Below are 23786 nucleotides of genomic sequence, written 5' to 3'. Positions count from 1 at the left end.
AAGGCATAGAAGCATCCAAGGCATAGAAGCATCCAAGGCATAACAGAAAGAACTAACAAGGAAAAGACATGGGACAGCGAATCGATGTCAAGCACCTGAATGTCTACTACGGCAAGTTCCACGCCGTGGAGGACATCAACATGGTGATTCCCGCCAACAAGGTTACGGCTTTCATCGGCCCGTCCGGCTGCGGCAAGTCCACGGTCCTGCGCACGCTCAACCGCATGCATGAGATCACCCCCGGCGCGTATTGCACCGGCGAGGTGTTGCTCGAGGGCAAGAACCTCTACGCCAAGGACACGGACCCCGTCGAGGTGCGCCGCAACGTCGGCATGGTGTTTCAGCGCGCCAATCCGTTCCCGACGATGTCCATCCGCGAGAACGTTCTCGCGGGCGTGACCCTCAACAACAAGAAGATCTCCAAGTCCGACGCGGACGACCTGGTGGAATGGGCCCTGCGCGGCGCCAACCTCTGGGAGGAGGTCAAGGACCGTCTCGACAACCCGGGCATCGGCCTGTCCGGCGGCCAGCAGCAGCGTCTGTGCATCGCCCGCGCCGTGGCCGTGCATCCGCAGGTGCTCCTCATGGACGAGCCCTGCTCCGCCCTCGACCCGATTTCGACGCTCGCCGTGGAGGATCTGATCAACGAGCTCAAGCATGACTACACGATTGTGATCGTGACCCACAACATGCAGCAGGCCGCTCGTTGCTCGGACTACACCGGCTTCTTCAACATCCAGGGCATCGGCAAGCCCGGCCATTTGGTCGAGCTCGACGAGACCAACACCATCTTCCAGCATCCGAAGAACGAAGAGACCGAGAACTACATCTCCGGCCGCTTTGGCTGATACCGATACCGCATGGTGTCGATGCGGGCGCGTTGTTCTGGGGCGCGTGGGCGTTGGCGCGCGGCGCGGGCGCGCGGGCGTTGGCGCGTGGCGCGGGCGCGCGGGCGTTGTACACCCTGGTGTTCGGCCGCTCGCATCGTATGCGGTTCGTGGGGTCGTAGCTGGTTGCCGGTTCGGGGATGACCGGCTTCCACGCAGACGGCGGGTGATCGGGCGTCTCGGGACCGTCATCCGTCTGACCCGATGAATCAAGAGGGGCCTTGCCATATGGCGAGGCCCCTCTTTTTGTGTGTGCGGGGTTGGCGGGGGAGGTGCGGATGGGGGGATGTGGATGGGGAGGTGCGGGTGGCGATCGGATTCCTTGGCGAGAAGGTGACGGGTTGCTTCGTGGCGAGGATTATTCACCACGACGGTGGTTCTCCCTTGGTTGGGTTGTTCTACGGCCGTCGGTGGCGCTTGGTGGTGAGGTTTCTTCGCCATGAGGGGTGTTTTTGGGTGTTGGTGGTGGTTTTCTTCGACGGTTGGGTGTTCGTGGTGAGGATGTTTCGCCATGAGGGGTGTTTTTGGGTGTTGGTGGTGGTCTTCTTCGGCGAATGGCCGTTGGTGGTGAGGATATTTCGCCATGAGTCACGATTTTTCCCGTGTGGTGGGTTTCGGCTTCTTTTGTGGCGGCTGGTGGTGAGGTTTCTTCGCCATGAAGCCGCCATCTCATCCGACGGCAATCCTCCTCACGCGCCGGGGCCGTTCGGTGTGAGTGTTCGCTCACACTGAAGGGGGTTGACCCCGGTAAGGGGTGGGTTTTGAGGAGTCGGGGCCGTTGAGTGTGAGCGTTCGCTCACACTGAAGGGGGTTGACCCCGGTAAGGGGTGGGTTTTGAGGAGTCGGGGTCGTTGAGTGTGAGCGTTTGCTCGCACTCAACGACATTTTTGCGCAGTCGCTTCGCGAAGGCCAGGGCGCGACCCCGCCAGCGGTACGAAAAGAGGGAATCGGCGGAAGGCCGATTCCCTCTCAGCGGAGGAATCGTATTGTCAGCGCCCAGCGCTAACCCGCGCCAGCGCATCCAGGCGTCCAGGCACCCAGCGCGCGCCCGCGGAATCAGTAGCTGTGGTGCACCTGCCAGTACTGGTATGCGTTGGTGATGCCACCGTAGCGCTGGTTGCAGTAGCCGACGAACCACTTGATCTGCGTCTGGTAGTTCGTGGCCCAGTCCGCGCCGGCGGAGGCCATCTTGCTGCCGGGCAGCGCCTGCGGCAGGCCGTACGCGCCGGAGGAGGCATTGGTCGCGTCCACGCGCCAGCCGGATTCGTGCGAGATGATGAACACGAGCGCGGTGAAGTCGTCCTCGGTGTAACCGGAGGAGAGCAGGTAATCGTGCGCCCATGTCTGCATGTCGCTGGCCGGGGTCGTGACGCCGAGCGAGCTGCTGGTGCTTGACGAACCCGTCGAACCGGACGTGCCCGTCGTCGAGGACGAGCTGCCGGAGGTGGACGAGCTGGTGGAACCGGTGCCGACGAGAACCACGCGGTCCTGCGGCGCCGTCTTCACATACGAGCTCAGCGTATTCTTCGACGTCACCGTGTCGCCGGACTTCTGTACGAGGCTCACGGTTTCCATCACGCCCTTGGCGCCCTCGGATTCCACCTTCGTCGTGCCGGCCGGCAGCGAGGCGTCCTCCTTGGTCACGGTGTTGAAGTCGATGTCGGAATCCTCGGTCACCACGTCGGAGTTCGCGCTGGTGATCGTGATCGTGGTGGTTTCGTCCACGGCGGAATCGAGGCTCGGGGAGACGGTGTCGCCCTTGCCGAGCGTGATGTTGCCCGCCTCGAGCACGGATTTCACGTCGGTGAACGCCGTGTCGGAGGTCACGATCTTGGTCTGCCCGTCGATGACGACGGTTGCGAACACCGTGGCGTCCGTCGCGCCGTTCTCGTGGCGGGCGATCGCCTCGCGCACATTGTCACGGGACGCAGCGCCGGTGATGTCATTCACCGAGTATGCGTTCACGGTCGCGCTGGCGAGCTGCACCGTGTGAAGCTGCGCAGGGCCGGCCGACGCGCCCATGGCGAGAATCGTGGCGACCGTCAGCGCTGACACGCCCGCGATCTTCCACTGCCTGGCGCTGAGCCTGCGGTACAACGGCTGTTTGGGAAGCCTATGGCTTGTTGACATGTACGAATCTCCTGTCCTCGGCGGACGGTGCTGTCCGCCAGGTGTGACTGCCGCGTCTATCCCTATAGTCTTGAGTCTGCGGTTCTTTCTGTGCGGAATTTTAGAAACGATGGCGGACTTTGGCAAAATCCGCCTCGGAGTTTCTGCAAAATTTCGGTGACGATTCCTGAGGGCGCCGCGCTTCGGCGGCTGCAGGAAACACGATGGCTCCGCGCGGAAAGGCGCACGATGGCGCCGTCGTTGCGAGGGCCCGAAGCTTGCGTCGGGGGATGGATGGCCATCGCCGGCGCATGGAAAAGGCGTGCGGTGAAAACCGCACGCCCTGGTGCCGGTCTGGCGGCATCGACCCGTCGTTATCGGGCGGGTGTCGCCGACCCGTCGTCGTCACACCTCGGTGCCGTTACGCCTCGGTGCCGTCTGTGGAATCGGCGTCGTCATCGGAGATCTCGAGGGCGACGGCCTGGGAGATGAGGTCCTCGAGCTGCGCGGAGTCGAGCGCGCCGGCGCCGCTGTACACGATGCGCTGCTTCTTGAATACGATCAGCGTCGGCACGGCGCTGATCTGCGCCTGTGCGGCGATTTCCTGCTGCTGGTCGACGTCCACCTTGCCGAAGTAGGCCTCCGGGTGCTTTTCGGAGGCCTCTTCGAAAACAGGTCCGAAGGCACGGCACGGCGGGCACCAGGTGGCCCAGAAGTCGAGGAGGACGATGTCGTTGGACGTGACGACCTCGTCAAGGTTCTGCGCGGTGATCTCATGGGTGGCCATTGTTGCTCCTTGCATTCGTTGGCATTCGCCATTCGTTTCCTCAACTATTCCAGAACGGACCCGAAAAGTCCATGCCTCGGTCGATTACGCTCACAGCGCGACGGCAAGGGGAAAGGGAAAGGGAAAGGGAAAGGAGAAAGGAGCGGCTCCGCCCGTCATCCGCCTCGCTCCCGCCCACCGCAGCCGTGAATATCCTGCGCAGGGACGCGGCGCTGTGGACTCGATACATGAAAATACGGATAATGGTGGCATGGCAGTTCTTAATGACGAGGTCCCGGAGGACGATGATTTCGACGCCAACCGCAAACGCGGCGAGTTCGACCACATCACCCCCGACGACGTGGTGAATGGCTCGGGCAATCCGCCGGGCTGGCTGAACGATTCCGAACTCTCCCGCGTGCGCGGCGAGATTCCCATGCCATATGTGGTCGTGGTGCCGGTGCACACCGATCAGGACGGCAGGGTGGCGCAGGTGGGTACGCTTCTCGCCGTGTCGGACGACGGCTCGATCGCCCGCACCGTGGTGGCCGGTCGCGTGCGTTTCCACGAGACCATCCGCGACGCGATCCGCCGCAGCGTGGCGCATGACCTGGGCGACCTCGCCTTGCCCCTTATCCCGACGAGCGTGACGCCGTTCATGGTGGCGGAGTTCTTCCCGACGCCCGGCGCCTCGGAATACTACGACTCGCGCCAGCATGCCATCGCGCTGTGCTATGTGGTGCCGATGGCGGGCGACTGCACGCCGCAGGACGAGACCCTCGACATCGAGTGGAGCGACCCGCAGGTGGCCATGGGGCCCGATTTCTGCGAGCAGGTTCCCAACGGCTGCGGCCGCATCATCCGCGCCGGCCTTATGTGGGCGGGCGTCGTCTGACGTCACGATGGCGCCGTCATTGAGCGCGCGTCATTGAGCGCGCCGTGACTGAGCGTGCCATCACCCGCTGCGCGCCGTCAGCCCGCTGCGCCGTCATATTCCAGTGCCGCCGCACGCGCCGTTCCTTCGGCCGTGTGGCGGCACTCTCCATGCATCTGGGTAGAGTGGGAAACCGGATAGGCCGGCCATGCGCCGCGCCGTCACATGTCTCGCAGTAAGGAGGAGACGGAGGATGCGTATCGCAACGACTTCGTACAGGGATGGCACGGGTGTTCCGGTCGTCCTGCTCCATGCGTTTCCGATCGACCATCGTGTCTGGGACAATTGCGCGCGCTCGCTGGTCGAACAGGCCGACGGGCAGGGCTTCGAACCCTTCCCGGTCTACGCGCCCGACATGCCCGGAGCGGGGGAGAGCCCCGTCCCGTCGCCCGAAGACACCGGCGCTGTGGATGCCGACGGCGCCTACGGCGAAGCCATGGACCGCATGGCCGAGGCCATCGTGGACCAGGTGCTGCGCGCCAACGGCCATGAACGCGCCATGTTTGTCGGCATCTCCATGGGCGCCTACCTGGCGCTCGCCATCCACCGCCTCCATCCGGACGCCGTCGCCGGTCTCGTCATCGTGGATTCGAAAGCCGCGAACGATGGCCCCGCCGCGCGCGCCGACCGCATCCGCATCGCCCGCGAATGCATCGAGGGCCACACCGTCGGCCCCGTCATGCATTTCGCGCAGCCGCATGACGGCGACTCCGACTTCAAGAAATCCGATCTTTTCATCTCCACCTTCACCCGCTGGATCAACGAGCAGACCCCCGCGGGCGTGGCCTGGCGCGAGCTCATGGCCGCCGGCCGCCGCGACGAATCCGACCAGCTGCCCGCCCTGCGCGTGCCCGCCGGCCTCATCTCCGGCGACCGCGACCCCTCCAGCAACCCCGACGCCATGCGCGCGCTCGTCGCACCGATGGAAAACACGCATGTGGACTTCACGGTGATCGAGGACTCCGGGCATTTCAGCTCCTTCGAAAAGCCGCGCGAGGTCGCGGCCGCGCTGCTGACCACCTACCGCCGCGTCTGCGACGAGCAGCTGCGCCTGCATCCGCAGGGCGCGGATGTGCGGGAGGCCGCCGCGCCGTTCGACGATGGCGCCGCGAAGGCGGCGGGCCCTGACGATGGCGCTTCCGACGATGGCGCGGACGATTCCGCCGCCGCGAAGGCCGCCGCATCGTCACCCGCGCTCGGACTCACCGAAGGCCTGCGCATCATCTCGCCGATCGCGATGATGCAGCCGCTGCGCTACCTGCCGCTGGCGCAGGACGTGCTCGACGACCGCACCTATGACCGCGGCAAGCCCGGGTTCATGGACGACATCATGCATGACCCCGATACCAGCGTCTTCCTCGTCTCCCACGGCCTCGTGGCCGTGCCGCGCGGCGCCCGCCTCCACCCGCGCCTGGCCCTGCTGCCCGCCGAATACGTGCGCGACGCCGTGGCCGATGCCTCCGGCGCGCTCGCGATGTTCATGGGAACGCATACCGTGGCCGGCCGCACGAAGAACTACGTGGCCGTCGACGTGTCCCGCGTGATGGACACGGTTCCGGACGCCGCGCAGGTGAGCGCCGACAACGATTTCGGCGAGACGGCGGATACCGGTTCCTCGGCCGCCGACCTCCTGTTCGCCGAACGCGCAAGCAGTCGCTTCGACTGGTGCGACCTGCGCGACTTCGCCCCGAACACAACGGCTCTTGACGCCGGCCTGGCCACCCGCGCCATCAGCCTCGCCTCGTGGCATGCCTCGCAGCGCTTCTGCCCGTGCTGCGCGAGCCCCGTGGAAACCGTGGACGCCGGCTGGGCTCAGCGGTGCACGAACGAAGCCGACCGCAACCGTATGCTGTTCCCGCGCATCGAGCCGGCCGTCATCACCATGATCGTGGACGCGCACGACCGCATCCTCCTGCAGCACAATGCCACTTTCCCCGGTACCCTGTACTCGGTGTGTGCGGGCTTCGTGGAGGCCGGCGAAAGCCTCGAGCACGCGGTGCGCCGCGAATGCCTCGAGGAAACCGGCATCGAGGTGGGCGAGCTGCGCTATCTCGGTTCGCAGGTGTGGCCGTTCCCCGCGTCGCTGATGGCGGGCTTCGTGGCGCAGGCCACGACGGACGACGTGCATATCGACGATATCGAGGTGTCGGATGCGCGCTGGATGAGCCGCGACGACCTGACGCGTGCATTGGCCAATGACGAGGTGACGCTGCCGGGCAAGGCGGCGATCGCGCGATACATGATTTCCCAGTGGTACGGCAAGGAGCTGTGATGAGCGACGACGAGAACAACGAGTACACCGGTCGGTTCGAGGCCGGTTCCGCCGACTCGGCACAGGTTCCGCCGTCGGTTCCCGCGATGCCGCCGGTGCCGTCCGTTTCCGATGCGCCGGTTCCACCGGTTCCGCCGCTTGTTCCCGACACGCCTGATGTCTCCGGCGTGTCCTTCGATGCCGCCGGTTCCTATAGGGCCGGTTCCCACGATGCCGCGTTCGACGGGGCGGCGAACCCGGCGGTGACGGACGCACAGACGACAAACGCACGGGCGACGGACGCAGGCACCTTCAGCCCCTCCGGATTCGATTTCGCTGTTCCGTCGACAACCGATACGGCGGCCGCACCGGCCGTTCCGTCGCCGGCCTGGGACGACGCCCTGCCCCCGGAGCCTCCTGCGCCGGGCGAATCGGCCTCGTCGCCCGCCACTGTCACGCCCGGCACGGTGCCCGTGACGCCGACGTCCGCACCGGCGCCTCCGCTTATCCCGGAGCATCGCACGGCCCCCGTCGTGCGCGGCGAGGACACCGAGGCGACGGCCGCCTTCGACCCGTTTGCTTTCGATGACGGGGCTTCGTTCGCCGCCGCACAGCCGGCGCCCGAGCCTCCTGCGCCTGACACGCCGGTCGCCTCCGGCGTGTCGCCGACGGTCGGTGCCCCTGTGGCTCCTGCGGGCCCCGTGGTTTCCGACACCCCCGATGCCTTCGCCACACAGGCCTTCGATCCGCTGTCCTTTGAGGGCGGCCCGGCCGAAACGCCGGCCTACGAAACCCAGGCTTTCAACCCGGCCTCTGAGCCGGCTTTCGAAACTGCTTTCGAAACAGCGCCCGAGTCCGCCGTCGCCGACGGCCTGTCCGACCTCGCCGACACCGACGCGCATCAGCCGGTCGACGGCGGCCATGCCGACGACCTCGATGCCATGATGTCCGGCGACGACGCGCATGACGGCGAATCCTCCGACTCCGGTTCCGGCTCCACGGCCGCCCATATGAGCACGGCGCGTCTTGTAGGCCTGATCCTGGCCATCGTGGCCGTTGTTTTCCTCGGCACCGTGCTGTTCCTGCACTTCCATTACAGCGACCGCGTGGCCCCTGGCGTAACGCTCGGCAGCTCCGACATGGGCGGCATGACCGCATCCGAGGCGCGCCAGCGCGTCGAAACCATCGCGGGCCAGACCTCCGTCTCCGTCACCGCCGGCGACGCCACCACCGTCGCCACGCTCAGCGACCTCGGCGTGGACGTCAACGTGGACCAGACCGTCACCGACCTTCTCAACGCGAAGCCCAGCAACTCCTTCGCAGGCTTCTTCACGCGCATCAGTCCGTTCTCGCACCAGAGCGTCTCGCTGAACGCCACCATCGATGACAGCACGATGGTGGCCTATCTCTCCGATGCCATGGTGGACGAGGACCAGCGCATGGAGAACGCGACCGTCACCTATAACAAGGACCTTTCGCGCTTCGTCACCACGGAAAGCCACGATGGCCGCACCGTAAGCCTCGACCCCGTCACGAACGCCGTCAATGCCGCGCTGACCAAGCCCGGCACCGTGCAGACGGCCACCTCGAGCATCGTGGACGGCAAGGCGAGCATCACCACGAAAACCGCCACCGATGCCTGCAATGACGCGAACGCGCGCCTGACCAACCCCATCGTGCTGAAAACCGACGGCGACACGAGCTACACGATTCCCTCGAGCACCGTCGCATCGTGGATGAAACTCACCTCCGACCTCGACAAAGGCACGATCACGATCGATTACGATTCGACCGCGATCACCGATTTCGCCACGAACTCGCTCGCCGACAAGCTCAATCGCACGGCCAGCGACGAAATCGTGGTGGAATCCGCCGACGGCACGCGCCTCGGCGTGCTCCAGAGCGGCAAGAAAGGCGTGACCGTCGGCGACACGAGCTCCGTGGGAGGCAAGATCGTGGACCTGCTCGATGCCGGCAAGGGCGGCGACCTCACGGTGCCCGCCGCCATCAGCGATTTCACCACGCAGGAGCAGAAGCGCGACTTCACCAAGGCGAACGGAGACATGTGGGTGTCGATCGACCTGGGCGCCCAGACGCTCACCGTCTCGAACGGTTCGACGCAGCTCAAGCAGATGAATATCTCCTCCGGCGTCATCGGCCAGACCACCGCGACAGGCAGCTTCTTCGTGTGGGACCACCAGCAGTCCGGCGCCATCGTGGGCGAGGAGACGAACGGCACGCCGCAGTGGGAGACCTTCTTCAACGGCGACGTGGCCATCATCGGCGCGGATTGGGCGAGCGACGCCATCAAGCAGGGTCAGCCGTCGTCGCACGGATGCGTCTACATGAGCGTGGACGACGCCAAGTGGCTGTATGACAACGTGCAGAACGACGTGTACGTCAAGGTGACCGGCGGTACGCCGACGGCGCCGACGCGCCCGGACGAGTCCGACAAAGACAAAGACAAAGACAAGGACAAGGACAACGCCGACGCGAATTCGACGGATTCGCAACAGACCGACTCCTCGAACCCGTCGTCAAGCGAAAGCCCGAGCTCTGGCGCCAGCCCGAGCTCCGGCGAGAGCTCCTCCGCCAGCCCCAGCTCGAGCTCCAGCCCGAGCGCATCGGAAGGGCAGTAACCGGGAGCGATACCGGCAGGAAGCCGACCGAACTCCGGCCGGATTCGACAGGCGCGCGCGGAGCGAAATCCGTGCGCGCCCTTGTGTTTTTTCGGTACTCTGGGAGCATGACTGAAAACACGAACGCAGCCACCGATACCACTTTCCCCGGGAACTCCTTCCCGGATGACCGCCGCTACTCGCGCGACCACGCGTGGGTGCGCACCAACCCCGACGGCACCGCGACCGTCGGCATCACCGCCTACGCCGCCGACCAACTCGGCAAACTCGTGTTCATCGACATGCCGTCGCCCGGCGACACGCTCGAGGCCGGTGCAGAATCCTTCGACATCGAATCCGGCAAATCCATCTCGCCCTTCGTCAGCCCGGTCGGCGGCACGGTGGAGGAGACGAACGGTGCGGTGTACGATGACCCGACCATCATCAACTCCGACGCCTATGACGCCGGCTGGATTCTCACGCTGCGCGCAGACGGCGCGGATGGCGCGGATGGCGCCGGCCTCGACGAGGCGCCCGGCCTGATGGACGCCGCCGCCTACGCCGACTACCTCTCCACCCTCGCCTGACCGCGCGAGTGTAGGGTTACGCGTAGGCTTGTGTGCAGACACGTCGCATAGGCATTGGGATGGAAGCGCGGCGACGGGCGCGGCATAGCGGCAGGAAAGAGGAGCACATGGCACGGCGCAGCAAGCATTTCGGTGTGCCCGAGGAACCGGCATGGGCGCAAAATGACGACGATGACGCCATCGTGACACCGGACGATGGCGCGGCAGGCACCGATGGTGCGGCAGACGATGGCGCCGCGGCGCACGATTCCACCGGCCGTAGCTCTTCCGCCACCGACACGCGCAGCGGCAGAGGACTGCGGCGCTTCACCGGGTCGCGCCGGGCGCGTCGCCGCCAGCGCGCCAGGCGCCGCGACGCCGCCGACATCGTGCACGAGCTGCCCGACGGGCCGATTATCGCCAGCCGCGCGGAAACCGCCGTCGATAACGTCAGCCGCGAGGAGCGCCCCGAGAACAAGCCGCCTGTCGTGCGCGCGGTGCGCCGCGCCGTCACCAGCGGCTTCGGCATGTGGACGCGCATCTCCGCCCGCGAGGCGCGCCGCATGAACTGGATTCCGCGCGTCGAACCGTATATCGGCTACGGCACCACCGACTTCTCGCGCCTGATCTGCCGCACCACCTACGCCCCGCAGGGCCAGGATTCCCGCCCCGCGCGTCCGGGCATCCGACAGGCCTTCATGGTGCCCGCCGGTCGCGTGCGCGTCACCGTCAGCATCGACAACGTGCCGGTGCTCACCATGCAGGTCGGCTCCACGCAGGTTTTCGACCCGCGTGACGAATCGCGCGAACGCAGCGGCCAGAGCATTTTCTCCGACTCCCAGGGCTATCTCGACCTTCTGATCGAGCGCCGCCTCGAGCCGGGCGTGCACGACGTGGAGTACTCGGTGGCGAACCGCCGCCCCGTGCACACGCAGCTCGTCATCATCCCGTCCGAAACCCCGCTCGGCATCATCTCCGACGTGGATGACACGATCATGGTCACCGACGTGCCGCGCCTGTGGAGCGCCATCTTCAACATGCTGTTCCGCGACCCCAACCGCCGCCGCGCCGTCGAGGGCATGCCCGCGTTCTACCAGCGCATCCGCCGCACGCTGCCCGACGCCCCGTTCTTCTACCTGTCCACCTCGCCGTGGAACGTCGAAAGCAGCATCCGCCACCTGATCCGCGCGAACGGATACCCGCAGGGCCCGCTGCTTCTGCGCGACTTCGACCCGCGCCCGAAAACCTTCATCCCCAGCGGCGTGCAGCACAAACTCGAGTTCGCCGAGCAGCTCATGAGCGATTTTCCGAATATGCGCTTCATCCTTCTGGGCGACGACGGCCAGTCCGACCCCACCACCTACGCGCAGATCGCGCAGCGGTATCCGGGACGCGTGGCGGCGATCGGCATCCGGCAGGTCACGTCGCGGGTCACGGTGCCCCGGCGGGTGCCCGACATCGACGTGCCCGTGTTCTACGGACCGACCGGTTCCAATCTCATGTCCACGATGCTTCCGTATATCGAACGCCTCGCTAAGGAAAGCGCCAAGGAGAGAGCCAGGGACGGCGCTGCGGGAAGCGCCGCGGCTTAGCGCGGCGTGTGTCCCGCCGTTCGGGTGGAATATCGGAAGAAGCACGGGGCGAAGGAGACACGGGCCGAAGGAAGCACGGGCCGCGCGACACGCGGCAGAAAGGCGGTATGCCATGGTCGATGATGGCACGATGGACGGCGCTGCGAAGGAAGCCGCCGCCAATGTGGTCGGGGGCGCACGAGACGCCGGGGCCGCACAGGCCGCACAGGCCGCGCAGGGTGCCAGGGGCGCCAACGACACCGAAGGCGCCCGACTGGACTGCCTCACGGCCGCAGGATACCCGCCGGCCCGGCGCATCGTGCATCGGCGCGAGGCGCACGGCGACGTCTTCACCGACCCCTACGAGTGGATGCGCGAGAAAACCTCGCCCGACGTCACATCCTACGTGGCCGCGCAGAACGCGCTGTTCGGCGAGCGCATGAAACCGCACGCCGCCTTCGCCGCCACGCTGCTCGACGAGCTGCGCGGCCGCGTGCATGAAACCGACATGTCGGTTCCCGTGCGCATCCACGGCTATTGGTATTTCGGCCGCACGCACAAGGGCCAGGAATACGGCGTGACCTGCCGCACGCCAGTGCTCGACGCGCAGGACTGGAACCCGCCCACCGTCGACCCGGAGTCCCCTCTGCCGGGCGAGGAAATCGTCTTCGACTCGAACAAGGAGGCCGAGGGCCACGATTTCTTCCGCCTCGGCGTCATGGACCTCAGCCGCGACGGGCGCTGGCTCCTGTACGGAACCGACACCCACGGCGACGAGCGTTACGACCTTCGCATCCGGGACCTGAGCACCGGCCGCGACCTGCCGGAGCATATCGACCAGGTGGCCGCCGGCGGACTCATCACGCCCGACGGCAAGTGGGTTTTCTATACGAAGGTGGACGACGCCTGGCGCCCCTACTCCGTGTGGCGGCACCGCGTCGGCACGCCGGCCTCCGAGGACCGCGAGGCGTGGCACGAGGACGACGAGCGCTTCTGGGTGGGCGTGGGAATGTCGTTCGACGAAACGCGCCTTGTGATCGAGACGGATTCCAAAACAACCACCGAGGTGCTCCTGCTGCCGGCAAGCGACCCGACCGGCGAGTTCAAACCGTTCATCCCGCGCACCGAAGGCGTGGAATACGATGTGAGTTTCGCCTCCTTCGAAGGTGCGGGCGAGGGCGGCTCCGACATTCCGATTGCCCTCGTGATCCACAACGTCACGAATCCGAATTTCGAAATCGACGTGATCGACCTGCGCTCGCACAAGCCGCCGTACACGCTGGGCGAGGGGCAGGTGGTGGCCGTCGGAAGCGCCGCCGGATGCGAGAAGTCCTCGCCCGATCAGCGCGCCCTGCCGGCCGACACGCCGTGCGACGACCCGCGCAATCCCGCCATCCTGCAAGGCCTGCGCGGTCTGCGCGTCGACGGCATCGCGGCGTACCGCGACTACGTGGCGCTCGACTACCGCGCCTCGAGCCTGACCCATATCGCCATCATGCCCAAGGCGGAGGCGGCGCGCGCCTTCCTCGAGGGCCGTCCGTGGCCGTTCCGCGAGATCACCGCGAACCGCCCCGACCTGCTCGTCTCCATCGGCTTCTCGGGCAATTCGTCGTACGAGGCGCCCACGGCGCGCTACTCGTTCAACAGCTTCACGCAGCCCACGGAGCTGCGCCAGCTCAATATGCGCACGGGCGAGGACACGCTTCTGCGTCGCCGCGACGTGCCGCATTACGATGCCTCCGCGTACCGCGAACGCCGCCTGTGGGTGCGCGTGCGCGACGGCGTGCGAGTGCCGGTTTCGCTGGTGTGGAAGGCCGGGCTCGTGCCCGCGCTCGACGCGGCGGGCGGCCTGGGCCTCGTCGATACGGTGATCGACGCGCCCGATGTGGCGTCGATGATTGCGGCGAACCGCGCCGCGCGCGATGGCGCTCGCGACGGGAATGCCGGCGCAGCCGATGCCGCTGTCGACGCAGCTGCCGATGCCGCCGCGCGCTCCGCCGACGCATGGCTCTCCCAAGACCACCTGGACGCCGCGCCCCTGTTCATCACCGGCTACGGCGCCTACGGCATCAGCTCCGACCCGGGCTTCTCCGTGTCGCGCCCCAGCATGCTCGACCGCGGCGTGGTGTATGCGTTGGCGCATGTGCGCGGGGGTGGCGAGATGGGACGCGCCTGGTATGAGCAGGGGCGCCGCACGAACAAGGCCAACACCTTCACCGACTTCATCGACGTCACGGCGGCGCTCCAGGCACAGGGCTGGGTGGCGCGCTCGCGCACCGTGGCCTGCGGCGGTTCCGCCGGCGGCCTGCTCATGGGCGCGATCGCGACGATGGCGCCGTACCTGTACGCCGGCATCGAGGCGGACGTGCCCTTCGTCGATGCGCTGACATCCATGCTCGACCCCGACCTTCCGCTGACCGTGACGGAGTGGGACGAGTGGGGCGACCCGCTGCACGACCGGCGCGTGTATGAGTACATGAAATCGTATTCCCCTTACGAGAACACGATGGACGCGGCCGCGCGCGACGCGGCGTACGGAACGTCGCATATGCCGCATATCTTCATCACCACCTCCATGAACGACACGCGCGTGCTGTACGTGGAGCCGCTTAAATGGCTCGCTCGCCTGCAGGAGGCCGGGGCGGGCGCCGACGCCATCGCGCGCATCGAGATCGACGCGGGCCACGGCGGTGGCAGCGGCCGCTACCATCAGTGGCAGGAAGTCAGCGAAGAGAACGCGTGGACGCTTGTCACGATGGGACTGACGCGGTAGTCCGAGCGGCGGTGGTGCCTGCACCGGACGCGGCGTTCACAGTGTGGACGCTGTGTCCGGCAGGCGATACTCACCGCCGGCGCCCATTGTGCGCCGCCTAAGCTCGGAGCCATGGCAGAAAAGAAGACATACAACATCGCCGTCATCCCCGGCGATGGCATTGGCAAGGAAATCACCCCCGAGGCCCAGGCCGTTCTTGAGAAGGCCACCGAGGGCGTCGCTGAATTCAACTACACGGATTTCGATCTCGGAGCCGAGCGCTACCTGTCTGACGGCACGATTCTGCCGGACGAGGACCTCGAGCTCATCAAGAAGCAGGACGCCATCCTCCTCGGCGCCGTGGGCGACCCGCGCGTCAAGGCCGGCATCCTCGAGCGCGGCCTGCTGCTCAAGCTCCGCTTCGCCCTCGACCAGTACATCAATCTGCGCCCGTCCAAGCTCTACAAGGGCGTCACCTCCCCGCTCGCCAACCCCGGCGACATCGACTTCGTGGTCGTGCGCGAAGGCACCGAGGGCCTGTACTGCGGTGCGGGCGGCGCCGTGCGTCGCAACACTCCGAACGAGGTGGCCACCGAGGTCTCCATCAACACGTGGTTCGGCGCCGAGCGCGTGGCCCGCTACGCCTTCCAGCTCGCCATGAAGCGCAAGAAGCACGTGACGCTTGTGCACAAGAAGAACGTTCTGACGAACGCCGGCGACATGTGGCAGCGCGTCGTCGACAAGGTGGCGCAGGAGTTCCCGGAGGTCGAGCACGATTACCTCCATGTGGACGCCGCCACGATCTTCATCGTGACCGATCCGAGCCGTTTCGACGTCATCCTCACCGACAACCTCTTCGGCGACATCCTCACCGACGAGGCCGGCGCCGTGGTGGGTGGCGTGGGCTACTCCGCGTCCGGCAACATCAATGCGTCGAACGAGTATCCGTCGATGTTCGAGCCGATCCACGGCTCTGCGCCGGATATCGCCGGCAAGGGCATCGCGAACCCGACGGCCGCCATCCTTTCCACCGCCATGTTGCTGCGTCACCTCGGCTTCGACGAGCAGGCGGAGCGCATCGACGCCGCCGTGCAGGCCGACATTCTCGAGAAGGGGTCGACCCAGCGCACCACGCATGAGGTGGGTCAGGACATCCTGGCGCGTCTGTAAGCGCCCTGAAGCCGCCTGATACTGCGGGTAGCGCTGTGCCGCCCCGCGAACCAGACGGCCGTTTGACTTGCATCGGAGCGCGACACGCGTGAGAAACGAGGCGTGTCGCGGCCGGCGCGTAAGACGCCACGCCATCCGGCGCCGACCTGGGAAGCCTCGTCGGATGGCGGCGGCGACGGGATCTTTGGAATTCCACGGTGGAATCCCGAAGATCCCGTTTTTCATATCCGTTTATATCCGTTGTCAATCGCCGGGCATGGCGTGTGAGCTTTGTGGTGTGGTCACGTGACACGCGTGAGAAACGAGGCGTGTCGTGCTACCGTGTGTGCATGGCCGGGCGCCCCGTGCATCGGTATGGTGCGCAGACGGCACACGTGACGGGTGCGGTGGCGCACCATTCGTGGAAGCGGCAATCGGAGGAGGATCGGATGCGTCAGACGCGAGGCGAGTACAAGACGCCGGGCGGCAAGCTCGTAGGCGTCACGATTATGTGGAGTGACCACACACATGCCGGGGAAACGCAGCATGCCGAGGGCGCGCAGGTGGACGGCGATTTCTTCGCGTCCGTCGATGAGCTGACGATTCCCCTGCTCAAGGCGGCCGGCATGACGATTGCGCAGTGCGTGGGGGAGGGACGAGCGACGGTTGACGATATCGAGGCCACCCTGCGCCGTCTGTTCTCGGTGCATGCGCCAGACTCCCTTCCTGTGGGCATCGACGCGCGGGCGATCGCCATCGCCGCCGCGCGGGCGGCGGGCGGGACGGGTGCCGCGGGAGACCCCGATGTTGTGAAGGGCACTCCAACCGTGGAGAGCGGAGAAGCTGTAGATGCGCCACAGAACGTCCTCACGTCACAGAATATCCTCGCGTCACGGCGCGGCGACATCGTGAATGGTGCACCCGTGGCGCTTTCCAACGCGTGGAAAAGCTGCGACTGGGGCGTCATGCGCGACCCCGAGCCCCTCGATCCCGCCATGCAGATGGCGCTCGACGAATCCATTGCGCGCAGCGTGGCGTGTGGCCGCACCGCAACGTTGCTGCGCCTGTGGAAATGGGGCGCGCCGGCCGTCGTCATCGGCGCCTTCCAGTCGCTGAGCCATGAGGTGGACCCGGATGCCGCGCGCAGCCTGGGCTTCACCGTCGTGCGCCGCTGCACGGGAGGAGGCGCCATGTTCGTGCGCCCCGAACACACCGTGACGTTCTCGCTGTACGTGCCTCTCGCCTTCGTGGACGGGCTGACGCCCCGCGAAGCCTACCGACGGTGCAACGAGTGGGTGGTCGTCGCCTTGCGGCAGCTGGGGCTCGACGTGCGCTTCGACGCCTTCAACGACCTCGCCTCCCCACGGGGCAAAATCGGCGGGTCGGCCGCGCGTCGGTTCCCCGCCCCGCGCGTCGAGGCTGGCGCAGGCGCGGCAGATGCCGGTGCCGGTGCCGGCGCTGCCGCGGATGCCGGTCCCGGCTGCCTGCTGCACCATGTCACGATGGCCTACGATATTGACGCCGACACCATGGTCCGCGTGTTGCGCGTCTCCTCGGAGAAAATGCGTGACAAAGCCGTGAAATCCGCCTCTCGCCGCGTCGATCCGCTGCGTCGGCAGCTCGACGGGCTCGCCGACTCCAAGGCGCCTCGTACACGCGGCGCCATCGTGGATTATCTCGGGCGGTTCGCGCTCGCCACGCTGCCCGGGGCCCATGAGGCTACAATCGGAGAAGACGTGATGGCTGACGCGCGCGCCCTGCGCGACGCTAAGTATGCCACGCAGCGGTGGACGCCGCGCATCGCGTAATCGTATTCCGTGCGCCCGCGCATCCCACGGCATCGGAGCCGCAACGCTCCCGTCGAAAGGAGAGGCCATGACCTATACAACCGAGTCGCCCGCCAAGGACGCCATCAACAGGGCCAGCACCGGGCTCTTCGCCTTCGGCTACCAGAAAATCGCCAAGAAGGCCTTCTTCGCCATGAAGCCCGACTATGCGCACGCCGCCATGATCGACTTCTGCCGCCAGGCCGTCCGCGTACGCCCGCTCATGTGGATGCTGCGCGAGATGCTTGACTACACCGATCCCATCCTCGAATCAACCGTGATGGGCGTGCCATTCCTCAACCCCTTCGGCCTGACCGCTGGGCTTGACAAGGACTGCGACCTGCCCGTGGTGCTCGACGCCGCCGGATTCGGCTTCGAAACCATCGGCAGCACCACGAGCCGCCCTTGCGCGGGCAATCCGCGCCCTTGGTTCCACCGCCTCCCGCAGTACCGGAGCATGGTCGTGCACGCGGGGCTTGCGAACGACGGCTCCGAGAAGGTGATCCGCCGCGCCGAGAAGGCGTGGACGCAGTGCGAGACAATGCGCGTCTCCGTGTCGCTTGCGCGCACGAACGACCGGCTGTGCGGCGACCTTGACGAAGGCATCGAGGACTACTGCACATCCATGCGCCGCGCCGTGGGGCGCACCGACATGATCGAGATCAACGTCTCGTGCCCGAACACGATGGCCGGCGAGCCCTTCACTGACGATCCGGTCAACCTCGACCTGCTCTTCGACGCGCTCGACGAGATCGACCGCTCGCAGCCCGTGCTCGTCAAGCTGCCGCTGAACAAGAGCTGGAAGGAGATGAGCGCGCTTCTCGACGTGCTCGCCGCGCATGACGTGCAGGCGGTGTCGCTGAGCAACCTGCAGAAGGACCGTACCGGGCTCGATGTGCCCGAGTCCTGGAAGGGCGGACTGTCCGGCGGACCGTGCCGCGACGAGAACGACAGGCTTATCGCGCAGGTGTACAAGGAATACGGCGATCGCTTCATCATCGCCGGCATCGGCGGCGTGTTCACGCCCGAGGACGCCTACCGCAAGATCCGCAACGGCGCGAGCCTCATTCAGTTCGTGTCGTCGCTGATGTACCTCGGACCCCAGAACATCGCCGTCCTCAAACGCGGCCTGGCCGAGCTTCTGCGCCGCGACGGATTCTCCTCCGTCACGGAAGCCGTGGGCGTGGACGTCGATATGTGACATCGAGGCGCGCGGGGCGGCGGCGCGGGGCGGCGTTCGGTTCGGCGCGCGATGATGGCGCGGGCGGTGGTATGAGACCGCTCGATGACATGGAGGTCCTTCGTGGCGAGGTTTCTTCGCCATGAAGGACCTTTACGTTGGCCTTGCGTCGGATTGTGCCACGGTATGCGGTTCATGGTGAGGTTTCTTCGCCATGAACCACGATTTTTCCTTCGATGGCGGGGTGGAGTCGGGGAATGTGGGTTCGTGGCGAGGTTTCTTCGCCATGAACCACGATTTTTCCTTCGATGGCGGGGTGGAGTCGGGGAATGTGGGTTCGTGGCGAGGTTTCTTCGCCATGACGATGCCGATTCCCCCTTGGGGGGTCCCCTCCTCAAACGTCAATGGCCGTTGAGTGTGAGCGTTCGTGTGCACTGAAGGGTGTTGAGTCTGGTTTGGGGGTGTTTTGGTGGGGTCGGAGCCGTTGAGTGTGAGCGTTCGTGCGCGGTGAACGGCTCCGGCGGCGGGAGGCAATACGATTCCGGGACGCGAAAGGGCGGAGACCGGAGGTCTCCGCCCTAGGAAGGCGCCATCGTGAGGTGCCATCGTGTTGTATGGGAAGCGCTACCTCAGGGCGCTACGATTCGCAATGCCTCGCGCCCGCCTACGCCCTCGCGCCTGCGCCCGAACGCCAACGCGCGCCCTCGCAACACGCGCCCGCTTACCGCTTCGTGCCGTAGGCTCCGCGGATGTACTGCGGGGGATACGGGGCATCGTTGCGATCGACGCCGAGCGCAGCGGCGGCGCGGAGCGGCCAGTAGGGCTCGCGCAGCGCGGCGCGGCCGATCTCCACGGCGGTGGCGCGGTCCTGTTCGAGGATGTCCTCGGCCTGGCGCGGCTCGGTGATGAGGCCCACCGTGGTGGTCGGGATATCCACCTGATGGTGCACGGCCTCGCTGAACGGCACCTGGTAGTTCGGCGCCGCCGGAATCGACACGCCGCTCACAATGCCGCCGGTCGACACGTCCACGAGGTCCACGCCGTGGTTGCGCAGCTTCGCGGCCAGCGCAATCGTCTGCTTGAGGTCCCACGACCCCTTCTCCACCGACCAATCCGTGGCCGACACGCGCACGAACAGCGGCAGACCCGCCGGCCACACGTCGCGCACGGCGTCCACCACGTCCACGAGAAGGCGCGCGCGGTTCTCGAAGCTGCCGCCGTACTCGTCGGTGCGCTGGTTCACGAGCGGATCGAGGAACTCGCTGAGCAGGTAGCCGTGCGCCGCGTGGATCTCCACCACCTGGAACCCGGCCCACAGCGCGCGCTGCGCGGCGGCGCGGAACTGATCCACCACCGCGTGAATCTGCTCCACGGTCATCTCGGTCGGTGTCACGCACTTGCCGAACGCGATGGGCGACGGCCCCAGCGGCTGCCATCCGCCGCGCTCCGCGGGAACGGTCTGGTTGATGTAGCCGAGCGAGAACGACCCGGTCGACGCCTTGCGCCCGCCGTGGTTGAGCTGCACGCCGGCCACGGCGCCCGCCTTCTTGATGTCATCCACGATCCAACGCCACGCATCCACCTGGCCGTCTTCCCACAGACCCACGTCGTTCGGGGAGATGCGGCCTTCCGGCGCCACGGCCGTGGACTCGCAGATAATGAGGCCGAACCCGCCGAGCGCGCGCGACACATAGTGCTGGTAATGGAACGGCGTGGGCTTGCCGTCCTGAGCGAACACCGAGTACGTGTCCATCGGCGGCAGCCAGATGCGGTTGCGGAAAGTGACCGAGCGCAACGTGAGCGGCTCGAAAAGCTTGGGCAGCGGGGCGGCGTCGGCGGCACGCGTGTCCGCGTCGGCGGCGGCAGCGGCGGCACTCGCGGCGAGGGCGGCGGCTGCCTTCTTGCTCTTCTTCGCCTTCTTCTCGGACTTCTTGTCTTTGCCGTCTTTTCCGTCCTTGGCTTCCTTGGCGGCCTTCTCGGCCTCCTTGCGCGCCTTCTTCTCGGCCTTGGCCAGCGCCTTCTCCTCCTTGCGCGCCTTCTTCGCCTGCTTCTCGGCGTTCTCGGCGAGCTTCTCGACGGCGCTCACGCCGGAGGGCTCGTCGATGATCTCCTGCTTCGGAGCTCCCGACACCTTGTCGGCGGTTTCCTTCTCGCGATGCTTGCTCATCGTCTGGTTCCTCCCTGGACAGTACACGAATTCTTACGCGGCTTGGTTCGGCTACCGGACAGATGCCTCTTTGCATAGTGCACGGTACGGCGCCGAAGATGAGCCATCCGCAACAAGTATAGAAGGCGGAACCGTTTCGTGGCCGGGAATTCAGCTGGAATTAACCTTTGACGCGTTATCGACGCGGGTTGTGGCGGCGGGAATATACACGATTCACGATTTCGATCCACGATGGCGGAATGCGATGGCGGAATGCGAGAGGGGCGCCGTCCATAAGGACGACGCCCCTCGAATCACAGTCCGGTGCGGTCATAGGCCGGCGCAATCGTATGCCAACCGCACCGCGCCAGCACACGCCGCGCCAACCGCAACCGCTAGCTGATCTGCACCTGGCGCATGCCGAGGCCGGTCGTGGTGGTGCGCCACTGGCCCTGGCCGGTCGAGGTCATGAGCGAGGCATCGGGCTGGCCGTAGTTCTCGTCATGCGCCACCTTGCCCGTGGCGATGTAGTTGTTCATGAACTCCTTCCAGATCGGCGTTGCGATCGTGGAGCCATCCCAGGTGGCGCGCCTGACGCCGTTGATCGTCATGTTGTCGAAGGACTGCAGCGACTCCTCGTTACCGGTCGCCACATAGGTGGCGGCGCCCGTCACGAAGCCGCCGGTCAGCATGAAGTAGCTGTCTGCGGTACCGGTTTTGGCGAAGGTCTTGACGCCGTTCAGCTGGCTGTAGTAGGCGGCGCCCACCTTTCCTTCGTACATGATGTACGCGACGGTCTGCGCCACATTCGCCGGAATCGCCTGCGTGCAGTTCGCACTCGGCACGGCCATGTCGTTGCCCGAGGAATCCGTCACGCGCGTGATGGCGATCGGGTCGCAGTGCATGCCGTTCGCGGCGATGGTGGCATAGACCGAGGCCATCGTCAGCGGCGAGGCGTAACCGGAGCCGATGAGGTTCGTCGGGGTGATGGTGGTGTGCAGGTCGCTGCCGGACGAGGAGGCGTTCTTATAGCCCATGGCCGTGGCCGTGTCCGCGATCTTGCACAGGCCGAGGCGCTGGCCCATCGTGGCCTGCGTGGTGTTATGCGAGTACATGAGCGCGTGCTCCGGCGTCTCCGGGTTCACGGTGCCGCCGCCTGCGTTCTGCACGGCCCACGAGTCGGCGCCCGTGGTGTTGCATTCGAAGCCGCTGGTGTCGTACCTGGTCGAGGTCGGCAGGGCCACCTTCGCGCCGTTGCCGTTCGTCAGCCATGTCGAGAGGTTCATGACCTTGAACGTCGAACCGGTCTGGAAGCCGCCGCCTCCGCCGTCCACCTGGTCGACGGCGTAGTTGATCGACGTCTCGGTATCGCTCGCCGTGGCCAGCGCGTTGTACGTTCGATTGATCGCCAGCGCCAGCACCTTGCCGGTGCCCGGCTCGACCGAGGCCAGCGCGGCTTCGAATCCGGACGGGTCGTTTTCGGGAATGCCGTTGCGCACGGCCGCGTTCGCGATGTTCTCGGCGTCCACGTCCATCGTGGTGTAAATCGTCAGACCGCCCTGGTACAGCAGCCTCTGGCGGTCCTCCGCCGTGGCGCCGAACACGTCGGAGTTCTCGATCTTGTGCACCACGTAGTCGCAGAAGAACGCGGCCTGGCCTGCCGTCTGGCAGCCGACCGGGACATCCTTGACATGCAGCATGTCGGCTATGTTCACGGCTTTCGCTGCGTCGGCCTCGGCCTGTGTGGTGAAGCCACACTCCACCATGAGGTCGAGCACGATGTTGCGCTGTTCCTGTGCCGCGTCCGGATGCACGGTGGGGTCATAGCCGGCCGGGTTCTTGGTGATGGCCGCGATGGTGGCCGCCTCACCGAGGTCCAGCTCTGCCGCGGACTTGGAGAAGTAGTGCTCGGCCGCGGTCTCCACGCCGTACACACTGGTGCCGAACTGCGCGATGTTGAGGTATCCCTGCAGGATTTCGCTCTTCGAATACTTCTTCTCGATCTGCAGGGCGATGAGCATCTCCTTGACCTTGCGGGAGATGGTGTCTTCCGAGGCGTGGTACGCGCCGATCGGGTCATCGTTGCTCGTGGCCTCGTTGATAAGCATGTTCTTGACGTACTGCTGCGTCAGGGTGGAGCCGCCCTGGGTGTCGCCGCCCTTGACGTAGGTCTGCACGAAGGCTCGCAGCACGCCCTGGACGTCGACGCCGGAGTGCTGGAAGAAGCGGCGGTCCTCGCGGGCGACCACGGCCTGCTGCATGTACTGCGAGACATGCGACAGGTCCACCACGATGCGGTTCTGCGTGTAGAACGTCGCGATCAGCGTGGTGCCGTCGGAGGCGTACATCTTGGACTGCTGTGGGAGGTTGTTCGGGTTGAAGTCGATCTCGGACACCGTCAGCGAGGGGCTCGCGGATTCCGCGACCTGGTCGGTGGCGACGACGAACGGCATGAGGAAACCGGATGCGACGACTCCACCCGCCAGGATGCATACCAGATAGGCGAGCAGCAGTGCGAAGACGTTCTTTCGTTCTCGGGTTCGCTTTTGCTTCTTCTTAGACATACGCCTCATTTTATGATTCGTGCTCTACCTTTTCCGTGGAAATGGCTCGAATCGGCGCTTCCGGGGGCAATAACCACAATCTCGACACATCCGTTGGGCGGGGGAGGGGTGGGTTTGGGCGGAGTTTGGGCGGGTGGTGTACGGCGGCTGGGCGGTTGCTGAGTGGTTGGTGTGGGTGTGGGTTCGTGGTGAGGATTGTTCGCCATGAGGGTCGGTTTTCGCTGAGGCGGGGTGGTGTGGTTGGGGAATCGTGGTTCATGGCGAGGATCTTTCGCCACGAGGGTCGGTTTTCGCTGGGGCGGGGTGGTGCGGTCGGGGAATCGTGGTTCGTGGTGAGGATTTTTCACCCCGAGGAACGATTTGGGCTGGGTTGGTGTGGTGTGGTCGGTAACTGTCGGTTCGTGGTGAGTTTCTTTCGCCATGAGGTTGGGTTTTCGCTGGGTTGGCGTGGCTGGCTGGGGAAATCG

General features: G+C 66.0%; 15 protein-coding genes and 1 pseudogene. 12 read left to right on the top strand and 4 right to left on the bottom strand.

The annotated features are described in order from the left end of the window. The first annotated feature begins 68 nt into the window (after nucleotides 1-68). Together pstB and PSRA_RS03800 are read left to right on the top strand one after the other, a co-directional pair. The gene (gene pstB, locus PSRA_RS03805; RefSeq protein ID WP_094660571.1) at nucleotides 69-848 is read left to right on the top strand and encodes a phosphate ABC transporter ATP-binding protein PstB; all 780 of its coding nucleotides are present in this window, start codon (nucleotides 69-71) and stop codon (nucleotides 846-848) included. Between the two features lie 345 nt (nucleotides 849-1193). Further along, nucleotides 1194-1619 carry a hypothetical protein gene (locus tag PSRA_RS03800; RefSeq protein ID WP_143516318.1) on the top strand — a complete coding sequence of 142 codons (426 nt, stop codon included), beginning with the start codon at nucleotides 1194-1196 and terminating at the stop codon, nucleotides 1617-1619. A 324-nt stretch (nucleotides 1620-1943) separates the two neighbouring features. On the opposite strand, the gene PSRA_RS03795 is transcribed toward PSRA_RS03800, so the two are convergent. Together PSRA_RS03795 and trxA are read right to left on the bottom strand one after the other, a co-directional pair. Then, the gene (locus tag PSRA_RS03795; protein ID WP_169712471.1) at nucleotides 1944-3017 is read right to left on the bottom strand and encodes an aggregation-promoting factor C-terminal-like domain-containing protein; all 1074 of its coding nucleotides are present in this window, start codon (nucleotides 3015-3017) and stop codon (nucleotides 1944-1946) included. A gap of 400 nt (nucleotides 3018-3417) precedes the next feature. After that, a complete protein-coding gene (gene trxA / locus PSRA_RS03790; RefSeq protein ID WP_094660569.1) occupies nucleotides 3418-3783 on the bottom strand; it encodes a thioredoxin in 366 nt (121 codons plus the stop codon). A gap of 250 nt (nucleotides 3784-4033) precedes the next feature. Between trxA and PSRA_RS03785 the strand changes: the two genes are divergently transcribed. From PSRA_RS03785 to PSRA_RS03740, 10 genes and pseudogenes are all read left to right on the top strand, one after another. Then, nucleotides 4034-4657, top strand: coding sequence for a DUF4916 domain-containing protein (locus tag PSRA_RS03785; protein ID WP_094660568.1), 624 nt, complete (start codon nucleotides 4034-4036; stop codon nucleotides 4655-4657). 187 nt (nucleotides 4658-4844) lie between these two features. Beyond that, a pseudogene (locus tag PSRA_RS03780) lies at nucleotides 4845-5699 on the top strand (alpha/beta fold hydrolase); the annotation flags it as partial. A gap of 234 nt (nucleotides 5700-5933) precedes the next feature. Continuing rightward, nucleotides 5934-6968, top strand: coding sequence for an NAD(+) diphosphatase (gene nudC, locus PSRA_RS03775; protein WP_094660613.1), 1035 nt, complete (start codon nucleotides 5934-5936; stop codon nucleotides 6966-6968). Next, nucleotides 6968-9586: a L,D-transpeptidase gene (locus PSRA_RS03770; protein WP_094660567.1), complete on the top strand. Its 2619-nt coding sequence runs from the start codon at nucleotides 6968-6970 to the stop codon at nucleotides 9584-9586. The genes nudC and PSRA_RS03770 overlap by 1 nt, the downstream gene beginning before the upstream one ends. A gap of 107 nt (nucleotides 9587-9693) precedes the next feature. Next, nucleotides 9694-10152: a glycine cleavage system protein H gene (locus tag PSRA_RS03765; protein ID WP_094660566.1), complete on the top strand. Its 459-nt coding sequence runs from the start codon at nucleotides 9694-9696 to the stop codon at nucleotides 10150-10152. Between the two features lie 377 nt (nucleotides 10153-10529). Further along, a complete protein-coding gene (locus PSRA_RS03760; protein ID WP_420820541.1) occupies nucleotides 10530-11723 on the top strand; it encodes an App1 family protein in 1194 nt (397 codons plus the stop codon). Between the two features lie 112 nt (nucleotides 11724-11835). Beyond that, the gene (locus tag PSRA_RS03755; RefSeq protein WP_245834873.1) at nucleotides 11836-14475 is read left to right on the top strand and encodes a S9 family peptidase; all 2640 of its coding nucleotides are present in this window, start codon (nucleotides 11836-11838) and stop codon (nucleotides 14473-14475) included. 111 nt (nucleotides 14476-14586) lie between these two features. Next, nucleotides 14587-15624: a 3-isopropylmalate dehydrogenase gene (locus PSRA_RS03750; protein ID WP_094660564.1), complete on the top strand. Its 1038-nt coding sequence runs from the start codon at nucleotides 14587-14589 to the stop codon at nucleotides 15622-15624. A gap of 428 nt (nucleotides 15625-16052) precedes the next feature. Beyond that, nucleotides 16053-17411, top strand: a complete 1359-nt coding sequence (locus tag PSRA_RS03745; protein WP_094660563.1) for a lipoate--protein ligase family protein — start codon at nucleotides 16053-16055, stop codon at nucleotides 17409-17411. Between the two features lie 67 nt (nucleotides 17412-17478). Continuing rightward, nucleotides 17479-18630, top strand: a complete 1152-nt coding sequence (locus PSRA_RS03740; protein WP_094660562.1) for a quinone-dependent dihydroorotate dehydrogenase — start codon at nucleotides 17479-17481, stop codon at nucleotides 18628-18630. A gap of 700 nt (nucleotides 18631-19330) precedes the next feature. Here the strand turns inward: PSRA_RS03740 and PSRA_RS03735 are convergent. Then, nucleotides 19331-20776 (bottom strand): NADH:flavin oxidoreductase/NADH oxidase, encoded by a 1446-nt coding sequence (locus PSRA_RS03735; RefSeq protein WP_094660561.1) that lies wholly within the window; start codon nucleotides 20774-20776, stop codon nucleotides 19331-19333. A 374-nt stretch (nucleotides 20777-21150) separates the two neighbouring features. Next, entirely contained in the window at nucleotides 21151-23319 is a 2169-nt protein-coding gene (locus PSRA_RS03730) for a transglycosylase domain-containing protein (RefSeq protein WP_094660560.1), read from the bottom strand. Nucleotides 23320-23786 lie beyond the last annotated feature (467 nt).

Source organism: Pseudoscardovia radai, from assembly GCF_002259605.1.
Lineage (GTDB): Bacteria > Actinomycetota > Actinomycetes > Actinomycetales > Bifidobacteriaceae > Pseudoscardovia > Pseudoscardovia radai.
The sequence above is the reverse complement of the archived record's forward strand: the minus strand, read 5'-3'. Positions and strand labels throughout refer to the sequence as shown.

Bases quoted from the DNA above. Each gene is read 5' to 3' on its own strand.
- pstB (WP_094660571.1), top strand. From the start codon at position 69: ATGGGACAGCGAATCGATGTCAAGCACCTGAATGTCTACTACGGCAAG.
- PSRA_RS03795 (WP_169712471.1), bottom strand. From the start codon at position 3,017: ATGTCAACAAGCCATAGGCTTCCCAAACAGCCGTTGTACCGCAGGCTC.
- trxA (WP_094660569.1), bottom strand. From the start codon at position 3,783: ATGGCCACCCATGAGATCACCGCGCAGAACCTTGACGAGGTCGTCACG.
- PSRA_RS03785 (WP_094660568.1), top strand. From the start codon at position 4,034: ATGGCAGTTCTTAATGACGAGGTCCCGGAGGACGATGATTTCGACGCC.
- nudC (WP_094660613.1), top strand. From the start codon at position 5,934: ATGATGCAGCCGCTGCGCTACCTGCCGCTGGCGCAGGACGTGCTCGAC.
- PSRA_RS03770 (WP_094660567.1), top strand. From the start codon at position 6,968: ATGAGCGACGACGAGAACAACGAGTACACCGGTCGGTTCGAGGCCGGT.
- PSRA_RS03765 (WP_094660566.1), top strand. From the start codon at position 9,694: ATGACTGAAAACACGAACGCAGCCACCGATACCACTTTCCCCGGGAAC.
- PSRA_RS03755 (WP_245834873.1), top strand. From the start codon at position 11,836: ATGGTCGATGATGGCACGATGGACGGCGCTGCGAAGGAAGCCGCCGCC.
- PSRA_RS03750 (WP_094660564.1), top strand. From the start codon at position 14,587: ATGGCAGAAAAGAAGACATACAACATCGCCGTCATCCCCGGCGATGGC.
- PSRA_RS03745 (WP_094660563.1), top strand. From the start codon at position 16,053: ATGCGTCAGACGCGAGGCGAGTACAAGACGCCGGGCGGCAAGCTCGTA.
- PSRA_RS03740 (WP_094660562.1), top strand. From the start codon at position 17,479: ATGACCTATACAACCGAGTCGCCCGCCAAGGACGCCATCAACAGGGCC.
- PSRA_RS03735 (WP_094660561.1), bottom strand. From the start codon at position 20,776: ATGAGCAAGCATCGCGAGAAGGAAACCGCCGACAAGGTGTCGGGAGCT.
- PSRA_RS03730 (WP_094660560.1), bottom strand. From the start codon at position 23,319: ATGTCTAAGAAGAAGCAAAAGCGAACCCGAGAACGAAAGAACGTCTTC.